This is a genomic window from Flavobacterium erigeronis (assembly GCF_054075165.1).
In genome coordinates this window covers 307466-326211 of sequence record NZ_JBSKGP010000004.1, presented here as the reverse complement: position 1 = coordinate 326211, position 18746 = coordinate 307466, and the positions used below count along the sequence as shown (strand labels likewise).

Here is an 18746-nt window from a genome sequence, read left to right as displayed (position 1 = left end):
ATTACTATTTTTTGTAAAAGTATAAAAAAATTTCAATGAGCGATATATAATAATTAATGATTAAAGTTTCGAGAACCATCGCCGACTTAGATCATTCAGAAAATATTATTTCGTCTCATATTGCCGAAGCGATTCAATATAGAAGTTTGGATAGAGAAGGGTGGTTGGGGTAAAATAAATAAGCTAATTGACAACACTGTCAATTAGCTTATTTAGTATGACTTATTAAATTATTAAAAGAAAGAATATCCAACAATTAAAGAAGTCGTTTGATATGAAGAGCCCCAATTTGGATTTTCAGCCAAGAGCCCTCTAGGAGTTTGGTATCTTACTTCCGCGCTAAACTTGTCCATAAGTTTCACACCTAACCCTAAACCGAAATTGATGCCCGATTTTATTTCTAATTTATTTAGTTCAGACCCATCATTTCTTGTAACACTTGCTTTAGAATTATTACTGAAATCTATTACGAGTGATCCATTGGCAAATATTTTTGTATTCTTATTAATGAAAAAATAGCGTCTCACACCAATTGGTAATTCAATTGATTTATAATCTACTTTACCAGTAAGAGTACCACCGACCACTTGAGAGCTTGCAATTGTTTGTTCTCCTTTATAATATTGATAAGTAGGTTCAATAATAATTGACCATCTGTCTTTGTTAAAAGGAAGAATAAACTCAGCTTCAATTCCCAGGCTAAAGCTTGATTTTTGACCAAAATCAAAATCTAATCCTTCAAAAATAGAGTTGTCCATAGTTAGTGAACTGTTATTATATCTTGGGCGCACTGTAAGATTGAATAGATCTTTTTTTTCTTTTACTTCAAGGTCAACAAATTCAGAATTAGTGCATTTATTGTATTTAGCGAAAATACGCATTAAAGCATTTTTTGTATAGCTCAGCGTTTCGTATTCGTTTTGCTGAATATTGTCACATTTCAAATCAAGATAAAGCTGTTCTCTAAAATAATTGTTTTTTGCAATTTGGTCTGTGTAGTCTTTAGCACGCTCATTATCTCCACTTGCGAGGTAAGTTTTGTAAACAAGTTGCTTTATTTCAGAATTATTTGTTTTATAAAAGAAACGTCTTACAGTACTGTCATCGTAAAGATATAGAGACGCATTTCCTTCCATAAGCGTTTGAAGGAATAATGTTTCCAAATGAAAAACAGGATTTTTTTCTGTAGTCATGGTTTGAAGATCTTTGGTAGAACGATCAATATTTACTGTAGATCTAATATATTTTTCTTGGCCAGTAACACTAAATTCCTTTACAGTTTTAATATCTGCGTTAATAATTGGAGAACCTTCTGATAATCTATATCTAAAATTGACAGGATTACTTTTCCAGTCCATGTTCTCAATTAAACATTCTGTTTTTTGATTGTTTTCTGTTATGATATAACCTTTTTCGAAAGCTATTTGGGAGATTCCAGTAATAGTAAATAGTAGAGTTAGGGCAGTAAATAAAATTTGTTTTTTCATTAAAAATAATTGAGATTTTAATTTTTTTTTAGTTAATATTTATTTTATGTGGTGCCCAAATATAATGTGTAAATGATCAATTATTTTTACGGGAAACCGTATTTGTTTAATTTTTTGTGATTTTTAAGTAATGATTTTTTAAGTGGTTTTTATTGTTTTTTCTGAATTATAGATAGTTATATCTTTGTTTTGAAGTAAAAAAAATCATAAAAGGAATTTTCCTTTTATGATTTTAGGTTAAACAAAATAGATCGTTTTAAATTTATTAAAATAGCATTTTGATCTCCGTCACAATAAACCTTCTAAATGCTAATATATGTTATTCCTTAACTTGCGGATAAAAGAACTTAAAAGAATTGGCAACAGCAGGATGCAGAATCGTTCCGTGATTTTCTTCAGGAAAATAATCAAAATAGACTTTGATGTTTTTACTTTTGGAAGCCTTTAGTTTTTCTGTCAGTAAGTTAGCGTCAACTTCCATAACACGCGGAATTGCAGTTGGAGCTAAGCCTTCTTTTCCAACAGCAATATAAATTTCAGTTTTTTGACTAAAGTTCTCATTTAGAATTTCAGAATCCAAATCCAATATAGAACCATTATTCCACCACAAACTCGGACTCACAATAACATATTTATTAAAAAGAAATGGCTTTTTAAGTAAGATTTCGGTTTCTAATAATCCGCCAAGAGATTGGCCAATTATGGTTTTAGATTCGTTGGTTTTGTATTTTTTATCCATAAAAGGCAGTAATTCTTTTTCGATAAAAGCAATAAACTGATCAGAATGACCCGTAGTTGGAAAACGACTTTTATCTTTTTCAACAGTAGTCGGAAAAGTAAAATCTCTTCTGCGGTCTACGGTTGCGATTCCCACAACAATAGATTTCGGAACCTGATTGATCCATTCAAAACTATTAAACTGAACCAATCCAGAAATATGAATGAAATCTTCATCAGCAGAACCGTCCAATAAATAAATTACGGGATATTTTGTTGTTTCAGCAGGATTATAACCTTCAGGAAGATAGATGTTTAAAATTCTTTTTTCATTTAATTCTTTCGATCGAATTTCGTCAATAACGCCTAATACAAAAGGTTTTGAAGTTTCTACGGTTTTAGTTTTATTCTTTTGGCTGAATATCGTAGTGTGGCAAATAAGCAAAAAGATCAGAGCAAAAAATCTGTTCATTGATAGTAAATAAATATTTTATCTAACGAAAATACAAATTTAATAGCAGTTCAAATTTTTTGCACTGACCTTTATTTTGATTTCAGAAATAATTATGCTTTCTCTTCAAAAATTTTATCCAAACCTTCCATCGCAATAGTGAAACCTTCTTTAAAGCCCATTTGAAGTATTGCTTCCAGATCAGAAAGTTTTTCGTGTTTGATTACCACATCAACAAAAGTAGAGCCTTCCTTTTCAGAGAACGTAACATCCCAGTCCGAACGCGGCAACTCGTTGTTTAAATTTCCTTCGCTGTCGCAAAAAGCATCCAACCATTTTACATTCGATTTTGCATCAATCGAAGTATAATCGGCAAGTGCCCAATGTTCTTCACCTTCTGGGCCAACCATTGCGTATAATCTTCGTCCACCTTCCTTAAATTCCATGCTTTTTGTTTCCGATTTCCACGGAGCTGGCGCCCACCACAAATCCAGAATTTGAGGTTCTGTCCAAGCCGACCAAACTTGAGGCAGCGATGCATTAAATTCGCGTTTTACATGTACCGTATTCGTTTCTTTGTTTACGGTAAAATCCATTAAAAGATTATTTTTCATATTCTTAAGATTTTAATTCGACGTTAATTTTATTTCTTTCTACTTTCAAAAATAGTATCCAAAGTTTTCATAGTTGCCGTCATGCCTTCTTTAAAGCCCATCTCAACTATTTTAAGTAAATCTTCCAGACTGTCTCTAGTAATGGCGATGTCAACAATAGTTTTTTCTCCTTTTTCAGAAAAATTGATATCCCAATATGAACTTCCAAATTCAGAATTTGGATTTCCTTCAGCGTCACAAAAAGTGGCAGCATATTTAAAGTTTGTTTTTGGCGAGATCGAGCTGTAGTCAAATGTGCTCCAGCGTTTTTGATCTTCTGGTCCAACCATTGCATAAAGTCTTCTGCCGCCTTCTTTAAACTCCATTATTTTGGTTTCAGATTTAAACGGAAGCGGCGCCCACCACTGATCTAATATTTCGGCTTCTGTCCAAGCAGACCATACGTCCGAAAGAGGAGCGTCAAATTCTCGTTTAATATTTACGATTTTGTTTTCCTTGTCAATCGAAAAATTCATTAATAGATTACTTTCCATTTTCTTTAGATTTTAAATTCATTAATACTTGATCCAATTGACTAAAACGCTGTTCCCAAATTGCCTTAAATTGCTCCAGCCATTGATCGATTTCTTTCATTTTATCAATTTTGAGCTGATAATAAATTTCTCGGCCCAATTTCTTTTCTTCCAATAAATCACATTCATTCAATATTTTAATGTGTTTAGAGACAGCCTGTCTTGTAGTTTGAAACTGCTCCGCAATGGCATTTGGCGTCAATGCACTCGAAGAAATCAAAACTAATATTGCCCTTCTCGTCGGATCGGCAATCGCTTGAAAAATATCTCTTTTCATTTTTTTAAACATTAATTAGCAACTAATCAGTTGCAAATATACGCAACTTTTTGGTTGCGCAATTTAAAAATGAGATTTTTTTTTTGCTGAAAAGAACTTAAACAAAAAAAGATGCATCAAAAATGCATCTTTTTCATTATAAGTATGTTATATAATTATCTTCTAAATTTATTTTTTGCAATGATGTCTTTTAGCTTGGTTTTCAGGTCTTCACCTGTATCAAAAACCATCTGTTCGTTATTCGGAAACGCAACAGCGCGTCTGTCAAAATACGCCAGATAATTATCATCGCAAGCACCTCTGTTTCCTTTATAAGTCGAATAAACATTTTCAAAAACATACTCGCTACTAATTGGGAAAGTCTGAACTAACTGATTGCTTTTTAAATCTATATAATCAACTTTTGCCGTTACCAAACAAGATTTAAATTGCCTGAATTCATACACCGTTGCACGAAGCGTTTTATAATTATCTACTTTAATTTCTTTACCCAAACTGTCTTTTACAGGTCTTCCTCGGCTATCCAAAAGTGTTTTTACGCCATCTTTTACCTGTCTTTCCTTGATAAATTCTTTCTCCTTAATCTGTTCTGGCGAAATGGCAATCTGTCTAAAACTCAGAATCAGACTATAATCGTACGTCACGTTTTTTTGTCTAGAACTGTGATAAACTGTCCATTTATCGTTCAATCCGTAGGTTTTAAAATCAAGCAAATCTTCCTGAAGTACTTTCGGAATCACCATGTTTGTTTCGTTTTTAGCATAAACGTCCACAAAATCAGTCCCTTTAAAAAGCGCATCATCCATCAGCTTTTTAGTGTTTTTGTAGCCTGGATTAATACTTTCCAAATAAGCAAAATCATCATAAGCTTTTCTAAAATCCATTTTATTATTCGATTTCAAAAGAGCCGAAGCGTTCTCGTACAAATATTTAGAAAGTGCATTTTTGCTATTTACAATTTCTGTAGAATAATTTTCAAAAGGAAAATTGGCATTTTTCCCCTGTTTCAATAAAGACAAGGGCAGAAGTGGTCTAATTTTTTCCTGACGGTTATTTAGCTGTAAATAAGTGTTATAAATTCGCTCAGCATTTGCAGGATTGTTCTCTTTATTCAGCATTTCCAGATTGCGACTATCACGATCCTTCGCTTTTGCAAAAGCTTCTTCCAGTAAATACACATAATCTTGTTTCCCTTTAGAATCCTTTTTGGTGCGAAGTGCTTCAACAGCACGATCAATTGCTCCATCATAATTTCCGTCGCTAAGCATTGATTGTGTTGTTTTTACCCCGCAAGACGAAAAGGCCAAAAACAATATAGAAAATAGAAAAGTAATTTTTTGCATAGTCTGTTTTTTGAAGGTGTAAATATATCTTTTTTAACTTTCAACAACTATGCCTTTTTCTAATTTATTTAAGGAGCAGAAAAGCTGTTTTTCATAGGAAGCACCTGTCCCGCTGTCCGCTATATCTTTTATGGCGAACCCCGCCATAAAAGGATGCCGCTCCCATCGGGGCTAGATTAGAAGTTTAGTTTTTTATAACAAACATAAAAACGACTTTCGAAAGCTCTAGACTTTTAGCAATAACTTTTTAATCAAAACCACTTGGCCTAAATGATAATAACTGTGTTCAATCATAGCTTCGATATTTCTTCTGTAAGTTCCGTATTTAACAACTACAAAACCTTCATCGAGTTTTTCATCAGGCATTTTTTCTATTAGAGAAGCAAATTCTTCGGCATCATTCCAAAACTGATTCAGAAAAGCATTCCATTGTTCTTGCGAATGAATTGGCGGAAAATCAAAACTAAATTTGTCTTTTATATCCAAAGTTCCGCCTTTAAAAACGTGATTGATCCCGTTGATGTAATAATGAATATGCTGCGCCAAAACCGCAATTGTATTTAAATTCTCAACAGGACTCACCGCAATTTTCCAATCTAGATTCTTGAGCTGATCTTTAAAATTGGTATTTGCAATCCAAGTTCCGTTTAAAATAACTTCTCTAAAACGATTTGCGATTTCTGTTGAGTTTTTCATATTCAAAATAGTTTAAAAGTTTATACTTGCTGAATCCATTTGCATTAAGTTTAAATAAAATTTTATATCGAGATATGAATCTAAACATATTTCAGCCACCAATGTTGATTTTCGGCTTTGTATTTTCCGAACCACAGACAAGGTTTATAAAGTAATGCCACTACAGCTATCCAGATCAAATAAATAGCCAAAAGAGGCAGTCCGCTTTCTAAATTTTTAGGTCTGCCAAAAGTTCCTGAAGCAAATTCAAATTGTGACCAATTGAAACCTTGGGAAAAAAGCATGATTAGCGTGAGAATATGAATGACATAAAAATGAATGACGAAATAAAACAAAGGCACTTTTCCGTAAACCAAAGTCACTTTTTTAATGCTGTTTTGAAATTGTTCTGCAAAAGCCAGAAGTAAAAACATTACGCCTAAAGTGGCGAAGCAAAATAGAAGAGAAGGCGGATATTTGGTAATATTCATAAAAGACAAAAAGGTAAACATCGAATCTTTCTGCGAAGTCCATAAGGCAGGATCGCCATAAACATTAATCAATCTGAGGATAACAAATAGAGTCAATGAACTTAGACCTATTTTGATAAAAAGTCGTTTTCTTTTTTCTGCTTCCAACGCAAAGAATTTTCCTGTTGCAAAACCAATCAGCATAATTCCGAGCCACGGAATCGGAGGATAGCCCATTATAAAAGCTCTTTCTGGAAAAGGAAAAACTACTGGTGCAAAAAAAGGTGATAAAATAGCTTTTACAATCGAGTTTTCGGCAAACGGAATTACAGGCAGAAGGTTATGACAAACAATTATTATTAGGCCAATAATCCCTAATGTTCTGGAACTTATTCTTAATAATAATCCTAGAATTATAAAACCAAAACCTATCGCGGCGATGACTTCAAATAATAGTGTATGAAAACCAATATCAAAGAACAATCCGAAATTGACAACGGTAAATTCGAGGAAAATTAGCCAAAATCCTCTTTTGATTAAATCCTGTCTTTTTTCAGCAAGATTATTTTTATTTTGAAGTGAAAGATAAACGGAAGTTCCCGCTAGAAAGACAAAAATTGGCGCGCACAGATGCGTAATCCATCTTGTGAAAAATAATAATGGAGAAGTTGTCGCCAAATCGGTCGGACTTTGGGTAATCGAATCGACATGCATCAAATCCCGAACATGGTCCAGCGCCATAATAATCATTACAATTCCGCGGACAATGTCTATTGATGGCTGTCGTTTCATGAGTTTGATTTTTAAATACTTAAAGTAAAACTAATGAATTATTTTTTAAGTTTATTTAATTCTAATAGAGCGATAAAGTTGTAAATAAAAAAGTGAATTGCCTCCAGCTTTAGCTGGAGATGTGGTTAGTGAAAAAAGAAAAGGCTTTAGCCAAACTTTTAGAGTTTGGCTAAAGCCTATTTCGTCCTGTATTTTTCCGCCAGCTAAAGCTGTCGGCAATTGAATATATTATTGTTTTCTTACCTTTATCTGATACAAAACTTCCCAAAAAATAATAGAAAAAACAGCATTGGCAAATATGGCCGTTTTTACCTGATACGGATCGTAATCTATAACTAAATGCAAATTGGTAAACTGCAAAGCCAGAAATAAAGCCAAAGCTGCGATTCCGACAGCGCAGATTATATTTAAAATAGGTTTCCATTTCAAACCAAAAAAAGCATAAATAAGATTTAAAACCGCAAAACCACAACCTAAAGTGATGTAAGGATCTGTTTTTATAATTGCACCCAATGATAATATAAATTGAGTTAGAGTTAAATATAAAAAGAATAAAATAGAGTAAAACAGAATTCGTACTTGCAGTTTCATTTTGAATATTTTTTAATGAACAAAATTACTCATTTAAAATGAAGTTGAGATTAGGTATTTATTCTAAAATCGCTTCGACTTTAGCTTCCGATTTCTCTTTTAGCGGACTATCTGGCTGTAAACTCCAAATAACAAGAAATTTTCCTTTTGCCAAATATTCTTCAGGATGTTCAGCTGTTGGTTCACCGGCTTTTCCCCACAATAATCCTTGAAGGAATCTATCGCCTTTAAAAACGTGTTCAAACTCAAAATACATAATAGAACCGCGGTCTGCTTTACTTTTAAAACTCTGAATGGATTTACTTTTTACCGTTCCGACAATGTTTGCATAAGTTTCAATATCATTATAAAAAGTGCAGGCTTGTGGCGTAATGCAGATATTTCCGTCGCTTACCATATAACCGCCTTTCGGAATTTCTTTTGGTTTTAGTTTTAAATCAGCGATGGTTTGGCTGAAAGTATTTATTGTAAATAGTAGGAGTAGGGTTGATAAAGTAATTGTGGATTTCATTTGATTTTGGGGTTTGATTTGGTTTTACAAAAAAAGCACAAAATCATAAGATATTTGTGCTTTGTAAAATTTATTTTGTCGGATTATTTCCCTTTTAGCAATTTTTCTAAATATTCAACTTTGTCTTTTTCGGCCTGAACCAAACGTTCGTAAAGTTCTACAACTTTATCTAAAGGATTGAAAGTGCAATGATTATTGTTATCGCCACTTCCTTGAGCACTAGAGCTATTATCGTAAAAATTATTAAAGAAATTAAAAACAGATTCTTCAGAAAAATTTTCAATTGCTTCAATTGTAACTCCAAGTGCTTTTGCAATTTCAGAAAGTCTTTCTTTATCAACAGTTTCGCTTGCTTCAATAGTAGAAACATATTGCTGGCTAACACCAATTGCTATTGCAAGCGCTTCCTGCTTCATACCTTTTAGCTCTCTAATTCGGCTGATATTTCTGCCAATATGTTTTGGTTTTGTTGCTGTGCTCATAATTCAAAGGTATTTAATTTTTTCTGAAACAAAAATACGGTTTTTCTTATCTAAATAAGTGTGAAGTTCAACTTTCTTAGAATCGTTAGCGCGGATTTGTAATCCGTGCCCACAAAGAGAATCAATGAAGAAGAGTGTGCTCATCTTTACGGGCACGGATTGCAAATCCGCGCTAACGGTGTTTGGTTAAGCAAATCTTTTATAAAACTGTTCACTGTCTTTTGTGTCAACCACAATTGTATTGGCACATAAGTCTCCAAGTCTTTGGTTATATTTGGTGTTTTTTATGAGCAATATTCCTAAAAGCCCGAAAAACCATAAATCAAGAATATCAAATAAATGTCTCAGAAAGGACTGACCGATGGTCAAGCTTGTCGTTTTACTATCTTTTATAGAAATCACACGTAAATCAAATACTTGATTACCAAGTGTTGCTCCAAATTTCACTTCAAATCCAACCATATAGCCAAACCATATTAACCAATTGAGTAATGCAGGAAAATCTTGCAGTTCATAACCAGTTTCGGTTTTTTTGCCAAAGTACAGAAACATAACTAGAGTTACTCCAAGTATTATTGAATAGTCAATTAATCCGGCAAGAATTCTTTTTTTAAGATTTGGTTTTGTAGCAATTTGTTCTGGGGTCATTTTTTGGATTTAAGTTGATACAAACATAATTTATAAAAAATTAATATTTGATATTTTTTTTAAGCGTGAGGGATATAGCCGAAAGCCCGACCCGGAGGGACACACCCAAATTAGTATTAATTCTCAAATTATATAAATTCCAAATTCCAAAAACTTTGCAGAGTTTCTTGCGGAGATTTCTCCCTTCGGTCGAAATGACAAACTTGCGTGGGCTTCGACTTCGCTCAGCCTGACAATCGCAACTCAAAAAATCTAAAATCTAAAATCAGAAATCTACAATAAAAAAAATCCCGCCTCAATTAAGAAACGGGATTGAATATGTTTTTGGAGATTAAAAACTCAACTTAAAATTTAATTTATTTATTTCATCGAGCTTGCCAGATTTAAGTTTAATATCTATTAAATCATTAAGTGCTGGGTCTACAACTACTTTAGGAACTTTGTTAGTAATTCGGGTGGCTTTAACTATTTTTTTTACACTTTTCATCTCTTCTTCCTTTTAATTAGAAATCCATCAAAGTCTTTTTTATAATCAAATGGTTCGTCTACGATTTCATTATTAATTATTCTTGCTCCAAATATATCAAAAGTTTCTGATAATTCTTTTAAGTTTAACATTATGGCTCTTTTGTAAGTTTCTGTTCTTCTACTGTCACTACCTTTAAAGAAAATAGTTATATGTGGATTTTCATTTGTAAATTCATAAGCAGTTTGTGCTACAGTTGCTAAAATGATTCTCATATCTCCATTATCATTTGTAACTTGATCATCTATAATGTACTTTTTTGTTGGAGGATCATATTTTAAATCTCCAAAACCGAGATTGAAGATCATCAGATTTTTAGTAGGAGAGTAGGCAACCGCTTTTCTAAAAATTCCTTTTTTTCCAATACTTATAAAATTAAATATTGTGGATGATTCATTTTTAGAAAAATCATATTTATTATAATTCATTAAATATAAAATTTCTTACAAATATATGATTTTGAATTTAAATGTTTTATTACTTACGAAAACTTTGCTTTTGGCTTCGACTTCGCTCAGCCTGACAATCGCAACTCAAAAAATCTAAAATCAGAAATCTACAATAAAAAATCCCGCCTCAATTAAGAAACGGGACTTCTAGATATTCTCTTTTTTTTATTTTAAACTGTTGCAGCAATTTCTTGTGGCAACGGAATTTGATTTTTAAGTAAATCTTCGAAAGTTTCGTGTGCACGAATCAAGATTCCTTGTCCGTTCATCCAAAGAACTTCGGCTGGTTTATATCTTGAGTTGTAGTTTGAAGACATTGAGAAACAGTATGCTCCAGCGTTACGGAAAGCTAAAATATCGCCTTCTGTAATTTCTGGGATTCTACGGTTGTTTGCAAAAGTATCAGTTTCGCAAATGTATCCTACAACAGAATAGAAACGCTCTTTTCCTTTCGGGTTAGAGATGTTTTCGATATGATGTGAAGATCCATACAACATTGGACGAATTAAGTGGTTGAAACCACTATCTACTCCAGCGAAAACTGTAGAAGTTGTTTGTTTTACTACGTTTACTTTAACTAAGAAATGACCTGCTTCACTCACCAAGAATTTTCCTGGTTCGAAAATTAAAGTTAAATCTCTACCGTATTCTGTACAGAAAGCATTGAATCTTTTAGATAATTTTTTACCTAATTCTTCGATGTCTGTTTCGATATCGTCTTTTTTGTAAGGAACTTTGAATCCGCTTCCGAAATCTAAGAATTGTAAATCTTTGAAATGTTTTGCCGTATCAAACAAGATTTCAGCAGCATACAAGAATACTTCGATATCTAAAATATCAGATCCTGTGTGCATGTGGATTCCAACGATACTCATTTTTGTATTTTCAACAATTCGCAAGATATGCGGAATCTGGTGTACAGAAATTCCGAATTTACTATCGATGTGTCCAACAGAAATATTAGCATTTCCACCCGCCATTACGTGCGGATTGATACGAATACAAACTGGAATATGTGGATGTTTGGTTCCGAATTGCTCCAGAATTGATAAATTGTCAATATTGATTTGTACACCCATTGCGGCAACTTCTTCGATTTCTTCTAGAGAAACGCCGTTTGGTGTAAAGAAAATTTTGTCAGGATCGTAGCCAGCGTGAAGTCCTAACTGAACTTCCTGAATTGATACAGTATCTAAGCCAGACCCCATGTTCTTTAATAACTGTAGAATCGCAACGTTAGACAATGCCTTCATGGCGTAATTAACTCTTAAGTTTTCTACCTTAGAGAAAGCTTTAGTTAATCTGTTGTACTGAGATTGGATTTTTTCAGCATCGTAAACATACAATGGACTTCCAAATTGGTCTGCTAACTGCAGTAAATCTTTTGCTTGCATTTTTATAAACTATTTTGAGCAAATGTATTACACTTTTGTCTATCAGCAAATAATTTGCAGAAAAATAACAAATTATAACAAATTGTTTTATTTTGAACAAAAAGTTGCTGTTTTTGGAATTTTGTAACTGTTTATTAGTAACAAAGGGACAGAGGTTCAAAGTTACAAAGTTTTTCCGCCACGAATTCACGAATTTTTCTAATTATGAATGCTGCTGAAATTGCTTTTGCCACAGATTCCAAAGATTAAATGGATTATTTTTTTAGCCACGAATTCACGAATTTTTATTTTTACTATATGTCACAATAGCTTCGCTATTATTGTTTAACTATAATTAGTGAAATTTTAAGGCGAAGAATAATTTTTTCAACAGCATTAAAATTAGAAAAATTCGTGAATTCGTGGCTAAAAAAACAAAACCCCTGAATAGAAATTCAAGGGTTTGTTATAGTAGTTATGTTGTTATCGGAATAAAGATTTTATATTTTAAGATCTTAAGAGAAAAACTTAGAAGCTTAGCATCTCAGAACCTTAAAATTACAAACTCGGTAAATCTCCTTTTCCTTTAGTAGGCAAGTTGGTAGATCCCATAAGGAATAAATCTACTTCTCTTGCTGCTTCGCGACCTTCTGAAATAGCCCACACGATTAATGATTGTCCACGACGCATATCTCCAGCTGTGAAGATATGAGGAACGTTTGTCTGATAATTATGAGCTTTGTAATTGCTTCTCATATCAGTTTCAATTCCTAATTGCTCGCTTAACGTTTTCTCAGGACCTGTAAATCCAAGTGCTAATAACGCTAAGTCACAAGGCCAGATTTTCTCAGAACCTTCTTTTTCGATTAGTTCTGGTCTGTTTCCTGGAGTCATTTTCCATTGAACTTCAACTGTTTTTAATCCAGTTAATTCGCCTTTTTCGTTAGAAATGAATTCTTTAGTATTGATCAACCAGTTTCTGTCGCAACCTTCTTCGTGAGAAGATGAAGTTTTCAACTGCAACGGCCAGAAAGGCCAAGGAGTTGACTCGCTTCTTCCAACTGGAGGTTTTGGTAAAATCTCAAAGTTAGTTACCGATTTTGCTCCGTGTCTGTTAGATGTTCCGATACAGTCAGAACCAGTATCTCCACCACCAATAACGATTACGTCTTTACCAGTAGCTTTTACTTGGTCTGGAATCGATTCTCCGAAAAGAACTTTAGTCTGTTGTGTCAAGAAATCCATTGCTTGAACAACGCCTTTGCTTTCGATTCCTTTAGTTGGCAAGCTTCTTCTTTCAGTTGCTCCTCCGCATAAAACGATAGAATCGAATTGGTTTAATTCTTCAACGCTGAAATTTACACCAACGTTTACGTTCGTTTTGAAAGTGATTCCTTCTGCTTCTAGAATCGCTACACGACGGTCGATAATTCCTTTTTCTAATTTGAAGTTTGGAATTCCGTAACGTAATAAACCTCCAATTGCGTTGTCTCTTTCAAAAACAGTAACGGTGTGACCCGCTCTGTTTAATTGCTGAGCCGCTGCAAGACCAGCTGGTCCTGAACCAATAACTGCAACTGTTTTTCCAGTTCTAGTTTTTGGTGCTTGTGGTTTAATCCATCCTTCAGCAAAACCTCTTTCTACGATGCTTTTTTCGATGTTTTCGATAGAAACCGGATCTTTGATGATTCCTAATACACATGATTTCTCACATGGAGCAGGGCATAAACGACCTGTAAATTCAGGGAAGTTGTTAGTAGATTGCAAAATCTCTAATGCACTCTGCCATTCTTCCTGATGTACCATGTCGTTGAAATCAGGAATTAAATTTCCTAACGGACATCCACTGTGGCAAAAAGGAATACCACAGTCCATACATCTTGATCCTTGTTCTTTTAATTTATCTTTTGGTACCGGAATAGTAAATTCGTTGTAGTTGGCAACACGTTCTGCAACTGCTAAATTACTTTCGTCGGCTCTATTATATTCTTTAAATCCGCCTATTTTACCCATGACATTTAAATAATTTTCAATTTTAAATTCCAATTTTTAAAATTCCAAATTCCAAAATCCTTCGACTCCGCTCAGGAAGACATAGTGAAGAAATCTAAAATCTGAACTCTAAAATCTAAAATTTAACCTGCTATTAATTCTTCTATTTGTTTTTCTTCTGCAATTCGTTTTAATGCTTTTTTGTAATCTGTCGGCATTACTTTTACGAAGTGCTGTGTTTGATTTTCCCAGTCTGCTAAAATTCTTTTTGCTAATGGACTGCTCGTGTACAATGAATGGTTTTTGATGAGTTTTCTTAGTTTAGTAACGTCCTCTTCTTCCAATGGATCAAATGCAACCATTTCCATGTTACATACCGTTGAGTCGAATTTCTTGTTCGGATCGTAAACATAAGCCACACCACCGCTCATACCAGCTGCGAAGTTTCTTCCTGTTTTTCCTAAAACTACTACTGTACCACCTGTCATGTACTCGCATCCGTGATCTCCAATTCCTTCTACAACTGCTGTTGCTCCAGAGTTTCTCACACAGAAACGCTCTCCTGCGATACCATTAATATAAGCCTCTCCGGTAATAGCTCCGTAAAGGGCAACGTTTCCAATAATGATGTTGTCTTCAGGACTGAAAGTCGCAGTAGGAGGTACTTTTACAATTAGTTTTCCTCCAGAAAGACCTTTTCCTAAATAGTCATTACAGTTTCCGTGAATTTTAAATGACAATCCGTTTGTTGCAAATGCACCAAAACTTTGTCCGGCAGAACCTTCAAAATCAACTAAAATAGTGTCATCTGGTAATCCTTGTGCGCCATAAATTTTTGAGATTTCGTTACTCAAAATCGCACCTACAGAACGGTCTGTATTTTTAATTTTGAAAGTAACTCTCGTTTTCTCTTTTCTATAGATAGACGGAATTGCTTCTTTGATGATGTCGAAATCCAATACGTTTTCAAGAGCGTGATCTTGAGTTGTTGTATTGTGAATTGGAACATGTTTCGCTTTTTCCGGTTTGTATAGAATAGTTGATAAGTCTAAACCATTCGCTTTATAATGTTTGATCGCTTTGTCTACGTTTAATTTTTGAGACTGACCAACCATTTCTTTCAATGTTCTGAAACCTAACTGAGCCATGATTTCTCTTAACTCTTCAGCAATAAAATACATGAAGTTGATTACGTGTTCTGGAGTTCCTTTGAAATTTTTTCTCAATTCTGGATCCTGAGTTGCAATACCAACTGGACAAGTATTTAAGTGACAAGCTCTCATCATGATACATCCAGAAGCCACAAGCGGAGCCGTAGCAAATCCGAATTCTTCTGCACCAAGTAAAGCTGCGATTGCAACGTCACGTCCTGTTTTTAACTGTCCGTCACACTCTAAAACTACACGGCTTCTTAAGTCGTTCAAGATTAAAGTTTGTTGCGCTTCAGCTAAACCAAGTTCCCATGGAATACCTGTGTGCTGTAATGAAGTTAATGGTGCAGCACCCGTTCCTCCATCATAACCAGAGATTAAGATAACGTCAGCTTTTGCTTTTGCAACACCGGCAGCAATTGTTCCAACTCCAACTTCAGAAACTAGTTTTACGTTGATACGAGCTTCACGGTTTGCATTTTTCAAATCGTAAATCAACTGAGATAAATCCTCAATAGAGTAGATATCGTGGTGAGGTGGAGGCGAAATCAAGCCTACATAAGGCGTAGAGTTTCTCGTTTCAGCAATCCAAGGCACTACTTTTTCTCCAGGTAACTGTCCACCTTCTCCAGGTTTTGCTCCCTGAGCCATTTTGATTTGGATTTCTCTTGCGTTTGTCAAATAGTTGATCGAAACCCCGAAACGTCCAGAAGCAACTTGTTTGATTGCAGAGTTTCTAGAATCACCGTTAATTTCTTTCTGGAAACGTCTTGGATCTTCTCCACCTTCTCCAGAGTTACTTTTTCCGCCAATTCTGTTCATTGCAATCGCTAAGTTCTCGTGCGCTTCTTGGCTGATAGAACCGTAAGACATTGCTCCAGTTTTGAATTTCTTAACGATTTCTGTCCATGGTTCTACTTCGTCAATAGAAATTGGATCTAAATTGTTGAATTCAAATAAACCTCTAATAGTCATTAAGTTTGAGCTTTGCTCGTTTACAGCGTTTGCATATTCTTTATAGCTTTCTGGGCTGTTTAAACGAACTGCTTGCTGTAATTTAGAAATTGTTGTCGGGTTAAACATGTGTTTTTCACCACCGCGTCTCCATCTGTAAATACCTCCAATTTCAAGAGAAAGCAAGTTTGCAATTTTTGAATTTGGGAAAGCTTTTTGGAAACGTTTTTTCACTTCTTTCTCCACTTCCATTAAACCGATTCCTTCAATTCTTGATGGAGTGTAAGGGAAATATTTAGATGTAAATGTTTTGTTTAATCCTAAAATCTCGAAAATCTGAGCAGCTCTATATGAATGTAAAGTAGAGATACCGATTTTGTTCATGATTTTTACAATTCCTTTTGCGATTGCTTTGTTGTAGTTTACAACAGCATAATCTGCTTTTACTTTCGTAATGAAACCTTTTTCCACTTGATCGTGAATGATTTCATTTACCATGTAAGGATTGATCGCACTTGCGCCATATCCGAACAATAAAGCAAAATGATGTGGTTCGCGTGGTTCAGCAGATTCGATAATGATTCCGAATTTAGAACGAACTTGTAAAATATTTAAAGAGTGGTGAATGTAAGAACAAGCCAATAACATCGGGATTGGAGCTAATTGCTCGCTAACACCTCTATCAGATAAGATAATGATGTTGCATCCTTCTTCAACCGCTTTAAAAGTAGCTTGAACGCATTTTTCAAGAGCACGCTCCAAACCATTAACTCCTTTTTCTATTTTGTATAAAGTAGAAATGGTAGCCGATTTGAAATCTGCGTGATCGATATTTCTAATTTTATCCAAATCCTCATTAGAAATAACTGGATTTTGGATTTTTAATTTTTTACATTGTTTAGATTCGATTTCGAAAATATTGAAATCTCCTCCAATCGCTAAACTGATATCTGTAATGATTTCTTCACGAATACCATCCAACGGAGGGTTAGTAACCTGAGCAAACAATTGTTTGAAGTAATTGTACAACAATTGAGGCTGATCTGATAAAACCGCCAAAGGTGTATCATTACCCATAGAACTGATTGCTTCAGCTCCGTCGCTTCCCATTGGATTAATGATTGTTTTTAAATCTTCAATTGTATAACCAAACAAACGCTGTCTTGTTAAGAAATCTAATTTTTCAACAGGAGTAGGGTTGTTCGTGTAAGGAACTTTAGCAAGTGGCAATAAGTTTTCGTCAACCCATTGCTGGTACGGACGTTTTGTAACTATCGCTTTCTTCACTTCTTCGTCTTCGATGATACGCCCTTCATTCATATCAACTAAGAACATTTTTCCTGGCTCTAAACGTCCGTGCTGAATTACATCTTCTGGATCGATGTCTAATACACCAATTTCAGATGACATAATTACGAATCCGCTTTTCGTTAAAGTATAACGAGAAGGACGAAGTCCGTTTCTGTCAAGTAAAGCTCCAATTACGTTTCCATCTGTAAACGGAATAGAAGCAGGACCATCCCAAGGCTCCATGATGCAAGCATTGTACTCATAGAAAGCTCTTTTCTCAGCAGACATAGTTTGGTGTTTTTCCCAAGCTTCAGGAACTACCATCATCATTGCCTCTGGAAGAGAACGGCCAGTCATTAATAAAAGTTCAACCACCATATCCATAGAAGCAGAATCTGATTTTCCTTCTAAGATAATTGGGAATAATTTTTTGATATCATCGCCAAAAACTTTGCTTTGCATAAGCTCTTCACGAGCACGCATACGGCTTACGTTTCCGCGAAGTGTGTTAATCTCACCATTATGACACATGTATCTAAACGGTTGAGCTAAGTCCCATGATGGGAATGTATTTGTAGAGAAACGCTGGTGTACAAGTGCAAGACGAGTTACCAGTTCTGGATCTTTCAAATCTATATAATAACGGCTGATGTCTTCTGGCATCAATAGACCTTTATATATTATAGTAGTTGTCGATAAACTAGTAAAATAAAACATGTGGCTTTCAGAAGTTTTAGATCCTCTTACGGCATGTTCGGCAATTTTTCTAGCTGCAAAAAGTTTTGCATTAAATTCTTGTTCTGTTAAATCCTGTCCGTTTTTAGAAACGAAAACTTGTTTAACAGTTGGTTCTTTTTCTGCGGCGATTTCACCTAAATTTTCAACGTCAACTGGCACATCTCTCCAACCTAAAACTTTTAAGTTTTGATCTTTAATTGTTGCCTCAAATGCATTAATACAAAAAGAAACTTGGTTTTTGCTTTTTGGTAAAAAAACCATTCCTACTGCATACTCACGCGCTTCTGGGATTTCAAAGTCACATACTTTCTTAAAAAAATCATGAGGAATGTCGAATAAAATTCCGGCTCCGTCACCAGTTCTTCCATCAGAACTTACGGCACCACGATGTTCCAATTTAATTAAGATGTCTAATGCTTTGTGAATAATATCATTTGACTTAATACCATTCAAATTACAAATAAATCCTGCACCACAATTGTCGTGTTCAAATTCAGGCAGATAAAGCCCTTGTTCTTTAACTCTCATTCTTGATATTTTTTTTACAAAAATAAAGATTTCGTTAAACATAATGTAGTGAATTTATCTATTCGCTTTCATTTTTATAGGAATATTAGAAAAAGGGTTCTTAAATGATAAAATT

General features: G+C 34.3%; 17 protein-coding genes and 1 pseudogene. 1 reads left to right on the top strand and 17 read right to left on the bottom strand.

Features of this window, described 5'->3' with window-relative positions:
• Positions 1-56: 56 nt before the first annotated feature.
• Positions 57-173, top strand: a pseudogene (locus ACWA1F_RS10300) (magnesium chelatase subunit ChlI family protein); the annotation flags it as partial.
• Between the two features lie 60 nt (positions 174-233).
• Here the strand turns inward: ACWA1F_RS10300 and ACWA1F_RS10295 are convergent.
• The 17 genes from ACWA1F_RS10295 to gltB form a co-directional block, all read right to left on the bottom strand.
• Positions 234-1487 carry a porin family protein gene (locus tag ACWA1F_RS10295; protein WP_456893673.1) on the bottom strand — a complete coding sequence of 418 codons (1254 nt, stop codon included), beginning with the start codon at positions 1485-1487 and terminating at the stop codon, positions 234-236.
• A gap of 319 nt (positions 1488-1806) precedes the next feature.
• Entirely contained in the window at positions 1807-2676 is an 870-nt protein-coding gene (locus ACWA1F_RS10290) for an alpha/beta hydrolase (protein ID WP_456893672.1), read from the bottom strand.
• A 92-nt stretch (positions 2677-2768) separates the two neighbouring features.
• Entirely contained in the window at positions 2769-3269 is a 501-nt protein-coding gene (locus tag ACWA1F_RS10285; RefSeq protein ID WP_456893671.1) for an SRPBCC family protein, read from the bottom strand.
• A gap of 29 nt (positions 3270-3298) precedes the next feature.
• Positions 3299-3802, bottom strand: coding sequence for an SRPBCC family protein (locus tag ACWA1F_RS10280; protein WP_456893670.1), 504 nt, complete (start codon positions 3800-3802; stop codon positions 3299-3301).
• Positions 3792-4118, bottom strand: coding sequence for an ArsR/SmtB family transcription factor (locus ACWA1F_RS10275; protein WP_306158766.1), 327 nt, complete (start codon positions 4116-4118; stop codon positions 3792-3794). The genes ACWA1F_RS10280 and ACWA1F_RS10275 overlap by 11 nt, the downstream gene beginning before the upstream one ends.
• Positions 4119-4273: 155 nt before the next feature.
• Positions 4274-5461 (bottom strand): hypothetical protein, encoded by a 1188-nt coding sequence (locus ACWA1F_RS10270; protein WP_456893669.1) that lies wholly within the window; start codon positions 5459-5461, stop codon positions 4274-4276.
• Positions 5462-5686: 225 nt separating this feature from the next.
• Complete coding sequence (locus ACWA1F_RS10265; RefSeq protein WP_456893668.1) at positions 5687-6157, bottom strand: DUF1572 domain-containing protein; 471 nt, start codon at positions 6155-6157, stop codon at positions 5687-5689.
• A gap of 80 nt (positions 6158-6237) precedes the next feature.
• Positions 6238-7398 (bottom strand): DUF1624 domain-containing protein, encoded by a 1161-nt coding sequence (locus ACWA1F_RS10260; protein ID WP_456893667.1) that lies wholly within the window; start codon positions 7396-7398, stop codon positions 6238-6240.
• A gap of 228 nt (positions 7399-7626) precedes the next feature.
• Positions 7627-7989: a hypothetical protein gene (locus ACWA1F_RS10255; protein WP_456893666.1), complete on the bottom strand. Its 363-nt coding sequence runs from the start codon at positions 7987-7989 to the stop codon at positions 7627-7629.
• Between the two features lie 58 nt (positions 7990-8047).
• Entirely contained in the window at positions 8048-8500 is a 453-nt protein-coding gene (locus ACWA1F_RS10250; protein ID WP_456893665.1) for a hypothetical protein, read from the bottom strand.
• A gap of 83 nt (positions 8501-8583) precedes the next feature.
• Positions 8584-8982 (bottom strand): helix-turn-helix domain-containing protein, encoded by a 399-nt coding sequence (locus ACWA1F_RS10245; RefSeq protein ID WP_456893664.1) that lies wholly within the window; start codon positions 8980-8982, stop codon positions 8584-8586.
• 186 nt (positions 8983-9168) lie between these two features.
• Positions 9169-9630 (bottom strand): RDD family protein, encoded by a 462-nt coding sequence (locus ACWA1F_RS10240; RefSeq protein ID WP_456893663.1) that lies wholly within the window; start codon positions 9628-9630, stop codon positions 9169-9171.
• A 331-nt stretch (positions 9631-9961) separates the two neighbouring features.
• Complete coding sequence (locus ACWA1F_RS10235; RefSeq protein WP_456893662.1) at positions 9962-10117, bottom strand: hypothetical protein; 156 nt, start codon at positions 10115-10117, stop codon at positions 9962-9964.
• Positions 10114-10584, bottom strand: a complete 471-nt coding sequence (locus ACWA1F_RS10230) for a DUF6934 family protein (protein ID WP_456893661.1) — start codon at positions 10582-10584, stop codon at positions 10114-10116. Before ACWA1F_RS10230 ends, ACWA1F_RS10235 begins: the two co-directional genes overlap by 4 nt.
• 191 nt (positions 10585-10775) lie before the next feature.
• Positions 10776-11999: a diaminopimelate decarboxylase gene (gene lysA, locus ACWA1F_RS10225; RefSeq protein ID WP_306158754.1), complete on the bottom strand. Its 1224-nt coding sequence runs from the start codon at positions 11997-11999 to the stop codon at positions 10776-10778.
• Positions 12000-12536: 537 nt separating this feature from the next.
• Complete coding sequence (locus ACWA1F_RS10220; protein WP_456893773.1) at positions 12537-13991, bottom strand: glutamate synthase subunit beta; 1455 nt, start codon at positions 13989-13991, stop codon at positions 12537-12539.
• Positions 13992-14113: 122 nt separating this feature from the next.
• Complete coding sequence (gltB, locus tag ACWA1F_RS10215; protein ID WP_456893660.1) at positions 14114-18631, bottom strand: glutamate synthase large subunit; 4518 nt, start codon at positions 18629-18631, stop codon at positions 14114-14116.
• Positions 18632-18746: the final 115 nt, after the last annotated feature.

What these genes read in the sequence shown, in the direction of transcription:
- ACWA1F_RS10295 (WP_456893673.1), bottom strand. Translation starts at nt 1,487, where the DNA reads ATGAAAAAACAAATTTTATTTACTGCCCTAACTCTACTATTTACTATT.
- ACWA1F_RS10290 (WP_456893672.1), bottom strand. Translation starts at nt 2,676, where the DNA reads ATGAACAGATTTTTTGCTCTGATCTTTTTGCTTATTTGCCACACTACG.
- ACWA1F_RS10285 (WP_456893671.1), bottom strand. Translation starts at nt 3,269, where the DNA reads ATGAAAAATAATCTTTTAATGGATTTTACCGTAAACAAAGAAACGAAT.
- ACWA1F_RS10280 (WP_456893670.1), bottom strand. Translation starts at nt 3,802, where the DNA reads ATGGAAAGTAATCTATTAATGAATTTTTCGATTGACAAGGAAAACAAA.
- ACWA1F_RS10275 (WP_306158766.1), bottom strand. Translation starts at nt 4,118, where the DNA reads ATGAAAAGAGATATTTTTCAAGCGATTGCCGATCCGACGAGAAGGGCA.
- ACWA1F_RS10270 (WP_456893669.1), bottom strand. Translation starts at nt 5,461, where the DNA reads ATGCAAAAAATTACTTTTCTATTTTCTATATTGTTTTTGGCCTTTTCG.
- ACWA1F_RS10265 (WP_456893668.1), bottom strand. Translation starts at nt 6,157, where the DNA reads ATGAAAAACTCAACAGAAATCGCAAATCGTTTTAGAGAAGTTATTTTA.
- ACWA1F_RS10260 (WP_456893667.1), bottom strand. Translation starts at nt 7,398, where the DNA reads ATGAAACGACAGCCATCAATAGACATTGTCCGCGGAATTGTAATGATT.
- ACWA1F_RS10255 (WP_456893666.1), bottom strand. Translation starts at nt 7,989, where the DNA reads ATGAAACTGCAAGTACGAATTCTGTTTTACTCTATTTTATTCTTTTTA.
- ACWA1F_RS10250 (WP_456893665.1), bottom strand. Translation starts at nt 8,500, where the DNA reads ATGAAATCCACAATTACTTTATCAACCCTACTCCTACTATTTACAATA.
- ACWA1F_RS10245 (WP_456893664.1), bottom strand. Translation starts at nt 8,982, where the DNA reads ATGAGCACAGCAACAAAACCAAAACATATTGGCAGAAATATCAGCCGA.
- ACWA1F_RS10240 (WP_456893663.1), bottom strand. Translation starts at nt 9,630, where the DNA reads ATGACCCCAGAACAAATTGCTACAAAACCAAATCTTAAAAAAAGAATT.
- ACWA1F_RS10235 (WP_456893662.1), bottom strand. Translation starts at nt 10,117, where the DNA reads ATGAAAAGTGTAAAAAAAATAGTTAAAGCCACCCGAATTACTAACAAA.
- ACWA1F_RS10230 (WP_456893661.1), bottom strand. Translation starts at nt 10,584, where the DNA reads ATGAATTATAATAAATATGATTTTTCTAAAAATGAATCATCCACAATA.
- lysA (WP_306158754.1), bottom strand. Translation starts at nt 11,999, where the DNA reads ATGCAAGCAAAAGATTTACTGCAGTTAGCAGACCAATTTGGAAGTCCA.
- ACWA1F_RS10220 (WP_456893773.1), bottom strand. Translation starts at nt 13,991, where the DNA reads ATGGGTAAAATAGGCGGATTTAAAGAATATAATAGAGCCGACGAAAGT.
- gltB (WP_456893660.1), bottom strand. Translation starts at nt 18,631, where the DNA reads ATGAGAGTTAAAGAACAAGGGCTTTATCTGCCTGAATTTGAACACGAC.